Source organism: Immundisolibacter sp. (assembly GCF_041601295.1).
Lineage (GTDB): Bacteria > Pseudomonadota > Gammaproteobacteria > Immundisolibacterales > Immundisolibacteraceae > Immundisolibacter.
This window is the reverse complement of the sequence record NZ_JBFIII010000017.1, coordinates 26,251-35,430: the sequence shown is the minus strand read 5'-3', so window position 1 is coordinate 35,430 and position 9,180 is coordinate 26,251. Positions and strand designations below refer to the sequence as shown.

General features: G+C 65.9%; 10 protein-coding genes. 8 read left to right on the top strand and 2 right to left on the bottom strand.

Annotated elements, in window-relative coordinates; genetic code table 11:
* Positions 1–85: 85 nt before the first annotated feature.
* From ABZF37_RS03815 to ABZF37_RS03785, 7 genes are all read left to right on the top strand, one after another.
* On the top strand, positions 86–790 hold the full coding sequence (locus ABZF37_RS03815; RefSeq protein ID WP_372716936.1) for a ferric reductase-like transmembrane domain-containing protein: 705 nt from the start codon (positions 86–88) through the stop codon (positions 788–790).
* Positions 760–1,566 carry a hypothetical protein gene (locus tag ABZF37_RS03810; protein WP_372716934.1) on the top strand — a complete coding sequence of 269 codons (807 nt, stop codon included), beginning with the start codon at positions 760–762 and terminating at the stop codon, positions 1,564–1,566. Before ABZF37_RS03815 ends, ABZF37_RS03810 begins: the two co-directional genes overlap by 31 nt.
* The gene (locus tag ABZF37_RS03805; protein WP_372716932.1) at positions 1,559–2,917 is read left to right on the top strand and encodes a phenylacetate--CoA ligase family protein; all 1,359 of its coding nucleotides are present in this window, start codon (positions 1,559–1,561) and stop codon (positions 2,915–2,917) included. Before ABZF37_RS03810 ends, ABZF37_RS03805 begins: the two co-directional genes overlap by 8 nt.
* A 200-nt stretch (positions 2,918–3,117) precedes the next feature.
* Complete coding sequence (locus ABZF37_RS03800) at positions 3,118–3,837, top strand: alpha/beta fold hydrolase (protein ID WP_372716930.1); 720 nt, start codon at positions 3,118–3,120, stop codon at positions 3,835–3,837.
* Positions 3,834–4,979: an LLM class flavin-dependent oxidoreductase gene (locus ABZF37_RS03795; RefSeq protein WP_372716928.1), complete on the top strand. Its 1,146-nt coding sequence runs from the start codon at positions 3,834–3,836 to the stop codon at positions 4,977–4,979. Before ABZF37_RS03800 ends, ABZF37_RS03795 begins: the two co-directional genes overlap by 4 nt.
* Positions 4,980–5,119: 140 nt before the next feature.
* A complete protein-coding gene (locus ABZF37_RS03790) occupies positions 5,120–6,436 on the top strand; it encodes an aromatic ring-hydroxylating dioxygenase subunit alpha (RefSeq protein WP_372716926.1) in 1,317 nt (438 codons plus the stop codon).
* A gap of 13 nt (positions 6,437–6,449) precedes the next feature.
* Positions 6,450–6,980 (top strand): aromatic-ring-hydroxylating dioxygenase subunit beta, encoded by a 531-nt coding sequence (locus tag ABZF37_RS03785; protein ID WP_372716924.1) that lies wholly within the window; start codon positions 6,450–6,452, stop codon positions 6,978–6,980.
* 11 nt (positions 6,981–6,991) lie between these two features.
* Here the strand turns inward: ABZF37_RS03785 and ABZF37_RS03780 are convergent, their stop codons facing one another.
* Both ABZF37_RS03780 and ABZF37_RS03775 read right to left on the bottom strand, forming a co-directional pair.
* Positions 6,992–7,549: a metallophosphoesterase gene (locus tag ABZF37_RS03780; RefSeq protein WP_372716922.1), complete on the bottom strand. Its 558-nt coding sequence runs from the start codon at positions 7,547–7,549 to the stop codon at positions 6,992–6,994.
* Positions 7,546–7,884 (bottom strand): cupin domain-containing protein, encoded by a 339-nt coding sequence (locus tag ABZF37_RS03775; RefSeq protein WP_372716920.1) that lies wholly within the window; start codon positions 7,882–7,884, stop codon positions 7,546–7,548. The genes ABZF37_RS03780 and ABZF37_RS03775 overlap by 4 nt, the downstream gene beginning before the upstream one ends.
* Positions 7,885–7,975: 91 nt before the next feature.
* Between ABZF37_RS03775 and ABZF37_RS03770 the strand changes: the two genes are divergently transcribed.
* Positions 7,976–9,085 carry an LLM class flavin-dependent oxidoreductase gene (locus ABZF37_RS03770; protein WP_372716918.1) on the top strand — a complete coding sequence of 370 codons (1,110 nt, stop codon included), beginning with the start codon at positions 7,976–7,978 and terminating at the stop codon, positions 9,083–9,085.
* The last annotated feature ends 95 nt before the right edge of the window (positions 9,086–9,180 follow it).

Sequence of the window (9,180 nt, the reverse complement as noted above, 5' to 3'; positions counted from 1 at the left end):
TGTGACAACGCTACGGCGCAGGCGCTCTAAGGTAACCTTTCCAGGCACGGCTGATGTAGATCCAAGCGCAGGAGTAGCCCGTCCAATGCATCCCAGCGAGGTCCCGTCCGAGACCGAGCGCGAAGCCCGCGACCGGGCGGCGCTATGGGCCTGCGTGGCGCCGGCAGGGGTGTTGCTGGTCGTAACGTTCGCTTACGCCACCCTGCGCTATGTGGTGTTCGGCCCGTGGAGTGTCGGCCACATTCCGCTGTTTGTGCTCAACAAGGCAGTGTCGTGGAGCGCGCTGTGGCTAATAGCGCTCGCCTATGCGCTCGGGCCGCTGGCGCGTCTGGCGCCAAAGCGCTTCGGGCAACACCTGTGGCTGCGCCGTTACATCGGCATTATGGGGTTTGCGCTCGCCTGCCTGCACGTGGTGATTTCAATTTTCATTTTTAATTATCACTATTACCGGCTGTTTTTCCGTCAAGCTTTTGAGCTGACGGCGCTCGCCGAGTTCGCGATGGCGATGGGCGCGCTCGGTTGGTTCCTGTTGTTGGCGCCGCTGGCGGCTTCCCTTCCGGGAGCACAGGCAGCGCTATCCGCGCGCTACTGGCGGTGGTTACAGCGGCTCGGGACGCTAGCGATGCTGTTTGGCGCACTGCATGTAGCCTACGGGGTGCCCGGTTGGCTTACGCCCGAAAAGTGGTATGGCGGCCTGCCGCCGATCACGCTATGGTCGGCGCTGGGTGTGGCGATCGTGCTCGGTTTGAGGGGGCTGGTGTGGCTACGTGGCAAGAAGCTGGGCGGGTGAGACATGGTCGGCGCAGGGTGGCGGCGGTGCTGCTGGGCACCGGCCTGGTAGCGCCGAATGCGGCGGCGGCGCCTGCCGGGGCACCGGTCTGGCAGGTGGCGATTGCGCATGACTTTCACCTGCCGGGCGACGATCCGCCGGTGCATTACTACCCGCCCGCCGCGGCGCAATTCGACACCACCGGTGTGCTGCGGGCATTTGGCGATGGCGGCGCCGTGACCTGGGACCTGCCAGTTGGCCATTCCGGCAATGACGGCATCATTGCCTGGGGCCGCTGGGGTCACGGCAGCACCGGCGGGGACGGCCGTCACGGCGGGGTGGACATCACCGGTGGCGAGGGCGTGCGAAACGCCATCTACTACGTGGCCGGTTCCACTCCGGAGGTGCTACAAGGCGCCGCGCGCTATTCCCTGCTCGGCGGCCAGGTGGCGCCGACCGCCGGTGAAGGCGGCATGGCGGCGACGACCTTCCTCGAGAACGGTGCGCTGGAAGCGGACTTTGGAACCGGCAAGATCACGCTCAAGCTCGCCATCACGGTACCCAGCGGTCGCTACGATCTGACCGCGAGCGGCTTGCATATCGATGGCGCGCGTATCTCGATGACCGCCGACAGCCGCCTGCAGGTGACCGGTGTGCTGTGTTTTGCTGGCTGCGCCGCCACGCTGCACGGTTTTTTTGCAGGCGCCGATGGCGAGCGCGTCGGCCTGGCCTACAACATCGACATCGAAGCCCTGAGCGAGGACATGAACGGCGTCGTTGCCTGGCGGCGTGACTGACCCACCGAGCCCACGTTCCGCGGTCGCAGGTCTGCTGTGGCCGGCGCTGCCGGACAGTGCCGGCGCCAGCCTGCTGGCCTTGCACTATCAGCTTGCGCAAAGCGAATGGTGGTCGCCCGTGCAGCTGGCCGCCTCCGGTCGCCGCCAGCTCGGCGCCCTGCTGCGCCACGCGCGAGACACGGTGCCGGCCTATGGCGAGCGCCTGGCCGGTCTGCCGCTGGATCAGGGCGACGCGTTGGCCCCGGCCTGGTCGGAACTGCCGCTGCTGCAGCGGGCCGACGTGCAGGACCTGGGCGAGGCGCTGCGCAGCCGCGCCGTGCCGGCTGACCACGGTCAACTGATCGAATACCACACCTCCGGCTCCACCGGCCGGCCGCTGCACGGATACGAGACCGAGCTCAGCCACTTCTTTTTTGGCGCCCTGAATCTGCGCGAGCACCTGTGGCAGCGGCGCGACTTTGCCGGCTGCTTTGCCGCCATTCGCACCCAGGTGACCGACAATCGCCTTGAGGGCTGGGGACGTGCGGTGGAGGCAGTGTTCGCCACCGGTCCGGCGGTGACCCTGCCTATCCATACGCCGATTGCGCAGCAGCTCGACTGGCTGCTGGCGAAGGATCCGGACTATTTGCTGACCCACCCGAGCAACCTGCGCGGCCTGCTGCTGGAAGCCCGAGTGCGTGGTGCGCGCCCAGCCCGGCTGCGCGGGTTGGGCAGCTTTGGCGAAGCGCTGGCGGACGACCTGCGGGGTCTGTGCCAGGACGTTTGGGGTCTGCCGCTGGCCGACATCTACAGCTGCGAGGAGGCCGGCTACATCGCATTGCAGTGTCCGCAAGTGCCGGAGCACTACCACGTGCAGGCCGAGAACCTGCTGGTCGAGATCCTGGACTCGGCCGGCCAGCCGTGCGCACCGGGTGTCACCGGCCAGGTGGTGCTGACCACGCTGCACAACTTCGCCATGCCGCTGGTGCGCTACGCCATCGGCGATTATGCCGAGCTCGGACCGCCCTGCGCCTGTGGGCGTGGTCTGCCGGTGCTGCGCCGCATCCGCGGCCGACAGCGCAACCTGCTGCGGTTTCCGGATGGCAGTCAGCACTGGCCGAGCTTTCCGGCCGATGCTTGGCTGGCCATCGCGCCGGTGCGCCAGTTTCGCCTGCGCCAGACCGCGCTGAAGCGTATCGAGGTCGAACTGGTCACCGCCCAGCCATTGACGCAGCCGCAGGAAACGGCGCTACGGCAGATGCTGCAGCAGCGCCTGGGTTACCCATTCGTCATTGTCCTGCAACGGCTGGAGCAGCTACCGGTTGCGGCTAACGGCAAGTTCGAGGATTTCGTGTGCGAGATGGGCACTTGAGCGGCGCTTGGTCCGGCATTTCCGGTCAGGGTTAGGATTGCCAGTTCAAGTACTCACAACATAAGCCGCAGGCCACACCGGCACTTCAAGCGGCGAGGAGGAAGGATGAGCCATACCCAGGCCGTGCGCATGCTGGCTGGCGTACGGGTAAAGCTGATGCAGGGCGGGCCCCCGGCACCCGGCGCGCAAACCCAACCCTGTTGTTCCTGCACGGCGCGGGCGGCGCCAGCCAGTGGCTGCCGTTCATGGACCAGCTGGCAGGGGACTTCGAACTGTACGTGCCGGAGCATCCGGGGTTTGGCGATTCGGACACACCTGCCTGGCTAAAGCGGGTCGAGGATCTGGCCTATTACTACCTGGACGTGCTGCAGGAGCTGGACCTGACCGGCGTGCACCTGGTTGGCCACAGCCTGGGCGGCTGGACCGCCGCGGCGCTGGCCATCAAGGACTGCTCGCGCATCAAATCCCTGACGCTGATTTCCGCCGCCGGAGTACACGTGCATGGCGTGGCGCGCATCGACAACTTCATGGGCAACCCGGAGCAGACCCTGCGGGCGCTGATCCACGATCAGTCCGTCGCCGACCAGCTGCTGGCCCTGGACCTGCCGCCCGAGGAGCGCGAGCGCCAGCTCAAGAACCGCTTTACCACCGCGCGCCTGGTCTGGCAGCCACGGTCCTACGATCCCTATTTGCCGCAGTGGCTGCACCGTATCCGAGTCCCAACGCACGTGGTGTGGGGTGAGCACGACCGCCTGTTTCCGCTGCCGATCGGGCAGGAATACCAACGCTTGATACCCGGCGCGTGCCTGACGGTGCTGGACGGTTGCGGCCACCTGCCGCCCATCGAGCAGCCGCAGCCGTGTGCGGGCGCGGTGACGCAGTTCGTGAACGCGGTTTGCGCCGCGGAGGCCAGCGTATGAAGTTTTTCAATTTTCACCTCATGCCCTACGCGGACATGGACGTCAGCCTGATCCGCGAGCACGGCAGCGCCTGGGTCACGTTTCCGAACCGCCATTACGATCCGAAGGTCGGCGCGGCCCTCTACAACCGGTATCTCGACGAACTGGAATACGCCGACCAGCTCGGCTTCGACGGCGTGTGCGTCAACGAGCACCACCAGACCCCCTACGGCCTGATGCCGGTGCCTGGCGTGCTGGCAGGCGCGCTGGCACGCAGCGTCAAGCGGGCCAAGATCGCCATCCTGGGCCGCGCCCTGCCGCTGGTGAACAACCCGCTGAACATCGCCGAAGAATTCGCGATGCTGGACAACATCTGCCGGGGTCGTTTCATCGCCGGCTTCGTGCGCGGCATCGGCGCCGAGTACCACTCTACGGGCGTCAATCCGGCCGAGTCGCTGGCGCGTTTTCAGGAAGCCCACGACCTGATCATCCGCGCCTGGACCGAGCCGGGTCCGTTCGAGTTCGACGGCGAGTACTACCACTACAAGTACGTGAACCTGTGGCCGCGGCCCTATCAGGATCCACACCCGCCGGTGTGGGTGCCTTCACAGGGCTCGGCCGAGACCATCGCCTGGGCGGCCCGCCACCGCTACACCTACTGCCAGACCCTGGGCGCCATCAAGACCGTGGCCGGCTTTTTCAACAAGTACCGCCAAGAAGCCGACAAGGCCGGCTACGCCGCCACCTGGGACCAGTGCGCCTGGTCGACGACGATCTACGTCGCCGAGACCGACGAACAGGCCCTGCGCGAAGCCGGCCCGCACGCCGAGGCGATCCAGAACGAGTTCCTGCGCATGCCGTTCGAGATGCTGCTGCCGCCGGGTTACACGTCGCTGGAGTCGTTCAAGCACATCCAGCCGGACATGATCGGCAAGCCGCAGACGGTGCGGTCGCTGAACGACGCCGGCGTCATCATCATCGGCAGCCCCAGCACCGTGCGCGAGCGCCTGGCGGCTTACCAGGAACTGGCCGGCTTCAACACGGTACTGGTCAAGACCCAGTTCGGCACCCTGCCGGCGGACATGACGCGCCAGAACATGGAGGCGATTGCGCGCGAGGTGCTGCCGTATTTTCAGCAGGCAACGACAGCCGAGGAACAGTAGCGCGTCCGCTCACGGGTGGATCTTGGCCAAGCTGGACTGGTCAACTCATCGCTGCCCGGACTAACATCAACGAGCGTTAGGTTACCCATAGCTGCGTTGGTATCTCGCAAGCCGCGCGCGGCGCCCAAGGAGGGGATGTAATGTCGAACAACGGACTTGACCTGGCTGCGCTGGTGGACGAGCAACACGGCCTGGTCAGCATGAAGGCATACGCCGACTGGGACGTGTTCCGGGTTGAGCAGGAACGCGTATTCGGCCGCGCCTGGCTGTACGTCGGTCACGACACGGAAGTGCCGCGCAATGGGGATTACGTCACCCGCCAGATGAGTCAGGACCCAGTCATCCTGACCCGCGACAATCACGGACAGCTGCGGGTTTTCCTGAACATGTGCCCGCACCGCGGGGCCCTGGTCCTGCGCAGCGAGGCCGGCAATGCACCGAGCTACGTGTGCCCGTATCACGGCTGGACCTACGAGAATACCGGCCGTCTGCTGGCCACCTGCCATCCGCCAGGGCGCTACGAACAGATCGGCGCGCAGCACAAGCAGCGCCTGGTCGAAGCGCGCGTGGCCACCTACGCCGGCTTGATATTTGCCACCTTCAACCCGGAGCTGGGGAGTCTGGACGACTACCTGGGCGACGCGCGCTGGTACCTGGACCTCTACCACGCCCGCACGCCGGGCGGCATGGTCGTACTCGGTCCACCGCACAAGTGGGTGGTGAACGGCAACTGGAAACTCGGCGCGGCCAATTTCGGTGCCGACGGCCCGCACGCCACCAAGGTGCACGGGCCGATCTCGCGGCTGTCCTTTGGCGACTTCGCCGGCGCGCAAGAGGCGCTGATAAAGGCGCTCGAAGAAGGCCCCGCCATCGTCATGGGCAACGGCCATAACGGCACGACCTCGCTGTCGCCCGAGATGATTCCGGAGTTTCTGGGTCGACCACCGGAGTGCGTGCCGCTGTACCACCAGGCGCTGTCGCCGGGGCAGGTCAAAGTCGTGGCGCGCAACTTTGCCGGGGTGCAGACCATATTCCCGAATTTCTCGTCCGTTGAAGGGCCGGGTCGAACCGATCTGGCCGAGCCGCCAGTGTGTTTTTTGAACATCCGGGTGTGGCAGCCGGTGGCGCCGGACCGCACCGAAATCTGGGGCTGGTTCCTGGCCGAGAAAGAGGCCAGTGAGGAGTGGAAAGCCATGACCATGCGCTCTGGCCTGCGCACGTTCAGTTTTGCCGGCACTTTCGACCAGGACGACGCCGAGGTGTGGGCGTCCATCGGCTGCGCCACCCGCGGGGCGGTTGCGCAGCGCGAGGCAGCCAGCTTCGAGATGGTCCAGCATTACCGGGGCCAGCTGGTCGAGGACTATCCCGGCCCGGGCAAGGTCTACCCCACCATCTGGTCCGAGGTCGGGGAGTTCGACATCCTGCGGCATTGGTACCACCTGATGAACACCGCCTGAGGAGGGACGGCGCATGCAACCGCGTACCACCGGCGAGCCGGTCGACGACCGCGAATACCGCCAGATTCACGAGTTTATCGACGACGAAGTGGACTGCCTCGACAGCCGCGACTACGACGGCTGGCTGGCGCTGCTGACCGAGGACATCCGCTATGTGGCGCCGCCGCGTGGCTTCTATGAGCGCGGCCACGAGCGGCGGATTGGTCTTGAAAATCCGTACCTGGACGAGACCATCGGCAGCCTGCAAATCCGCATCAATCAGCAGAAAGACGCGATCAACACGGTGGCCGAGAACCCCTACACCTTCGTGCGTCGCTTCGTGACCAGCGTGCGGGCACGCCGCAGTCAAATCCCGGGTGAGTACCAGGTCAGGAGTAACGCCCTGGTCGTTCGCACGCGACCCACCGACCAGATACCGCAGCTGGTCAGTGCGCGTCGGGACGACGTGCTGCGCCGGGTGGATGGCCAGCTCAAACTGGCCGCCCGCACCGTCTACTTCGACCACAACGTGTTCCACACCGGGAATCTGGCGTTTTTTGTGTGAGGCCACTCCGACTACGTCGGAACGCGTCGCCTGGACTCGCGCCGTGGTTTGGGTCTGATTGGAAAGCGGTAAGCCGTAATTAGCCATGCGTTACTCGTGATTTCCAGCACCAGACACGACGCCCCGCCGAAGGTGCGGGCACGGCCGGCGGCGCCGGGATTCAGTAGCCACGGCGCTGCTGCGTAGTCCTGCAACAGGTGGTGGCTGTGACCGTAGAGCACGGCGCGGGCGGTCGGGTGAGCGGCGCGCAGGCGCGCGTGCCGACGGCTGGCAGGGTGCCGGTGGCCGTGATCCACCACCAGCGTACCGCCCGCTAGCGGGATCTCCACATACTCCGGCAGGGCCGCAAGATCGGCCGCCATGCCCAGCCACTTGCCGGGTACGTCGTTATTGCCGCGCACGGCGAACACCCGCCCGGCGGCCCTGGACAGCGCCTCCAGCACGGCGCTGGCGCCGACATCGCCGGCATGCACGGCAAGATCGCAATCCTGCGCCAGTTCCGCGATGCGCGGATCGAGCACGCCGTGGGTATCGGCCAGCAGTAGTACGCGCGCGGCGTTGCCAGTCACGGCGCGTCGGCCGGCCAGAACAGTGCCAGCCACAGTGTTGGCGGTTCGGCGCGGGTGGCTTCTATCCGGTGTCGACAGTGCGCCGGCAACTCGACGCTGTCGCCGGCGGCCAAATGGATGGTCTGCAAGCCGTCGGGCAGTTCGATGGTCAGTTCCGCCGCGCCCTGCAGCAACAGCACCCACTCGTGCTCGGTCTGGTCGTACCAGACGCCGGGCGGGCTGGCCTGGCCGGTGGACACGATGCGCTCCACGCGCAGGCCGGGGCGGTCCAGCAGGCGCTCGATGATTTCCGCGGGCAGGCGGCCGACGGGCAGGTCGCTGAACAGATTGCGCATGCCGAACATAATGCGGGAATGTGCGCCGTGGTTTATAAGAAATGCGCAAGATTTCAGCGCCGCACCCCCCGCGACTGACAGGAGAACCCATATGGCCATCCCCACCGGGCGCGCCGATCATCCACTGTTCGATCCGAAGCAGCGGATCAAGCTGGGCATATTTGGCACCAATGTCAGCAACGGCTGCTCGATCAGCACCGCCGAATCGTCGTTTCGCCCCACCTGGGAGCAGAACCTGGACCTCGCCCTGCAGGCCGAAGCGCTCGGATTCGATCTGCTGGTGCCGGTTGGGCGCTGGAAGGGTTTTGGGGGTGAGACTGATTTCAACGGCGATTGCCTGGAGGTCTACGCCTGGGCGGCGGCGCTGGCGGCACGCACCGAGCAGATTCATATTTTCGCCACCTCGCACGTGCCGACGGTGCATCCGATTTTTGCCGCCAAACAGGCGGCTACCATCGACCGCATCAGCAACGGCCGCTTCGGCATCAACGTGGTGTGCGGCTGGTTCACGCCGGAGATGGAGATGTTCGGCGCCCAGCAGCTGCCGCACGACGAGCGATACGTGCGCGCTACCGAGTGGATTCAGGTCTGCAAACGCCTGTGGCAGGAGCAGGGCTTCGACTACGCGGGCCAGTACTACCAGGTCAAGGGCGGCTATATGCTGCCAAAGCCGGTGCAGCAGCCCTATCCGCTATTGATCAACGCCGGCATTTCGCCGGCTGGCATTGACTACGCGGCCCGCGAGATGGACGTCAATTTCTGTATCGTGTCGACGCTGGAGCAGGGCGACGGGTTGATCGGACAGATTCGGGCCAAGGCCGCCGGCTATGGCCGCGACATCGGCATCATGACCTCGGCCGCGGTGGTCTGCCGCAGCAGCGAGTCCGAGGCGCGCGCCGTGTGGGACCACATTGTGGCGCGCGGGGATATGGCGGCGCTCGACAATCTGCTGACCACCTTTGGCGTGCAGAGCGGGTCGATGACGCCCGAGGCCGCGCGGGAACTGACCGAGCGCTTCATCGTCGGCTGGGGCGGTTACCCGCTGGTTGGCACGCCGCAGCAGGTGGCTCGGGAAATAGGCCGTCTGGCCGACATCGGCGTCGACATCCTGCTGCTGTCCTGGCTGGACTATGGGCCGGAACTGAACCACTTCGGCGAGCAGGTGATGCCGCTGCTCAAGGGCATGGGGCTGCGGACCTAGTTGCCCGGTGCAGATACTGAGGCACAGGGATGTGCCGCCGTTTTCAACGCCCAAAAGGCGTTGAAAACGAAGGAAACTGAAAATCACACTTTTCG

What these genes read in the sequence shown, in the direction of transcription:
- ABZF37_RS03790 (WP_372716926.1), top strand. Translation starts at nt 5,120, where the DNA reads ATGTCGAACAACGGACTTGACCTGGCTGCGCTGGTGGACGAGCAACAC.
- ABZF37_RS03815 (WP_372716936.1), top strand. Translation starts at nt 86, where the DNA reads ATGCATCCCAGCGAGGTCCCGTCCGAGACCGAGCGCGAAGCCCGCGAC.
- ABZF37_RS03795 (WP_372716928.1), top strand. Translation starts at nt 3,834, where the DNA reads ATGAAGTTTTTCAATTTTCACCTCATGCCCTACGCGGACATGGACGTC.
- ABZF37_RS03775 (WP_372716920.1), bottom strand. Translation starts at nt 7,884, where the DNA reads ATGCGCAATCTGTTCAGCGACCTGCCCGTCGGCCGCCTGCCCGCGGAA.
- ABZF37_RS03770 (WP_372716918.1), top strand. Translation starts at nt 7,976, where the DNA reads ATGGCCATCCCCACCGGGCGCGCCGATCATCCACTGTTCGATCCGAAG.
- ABZF37_RS03785 (WP_372716924.1), top strand. Translation starts at nt 6,450, where the DNA reads ATGCAACCGCGTACCACCGGCGAGCCGGTCGACGACCGCGAATACCGC.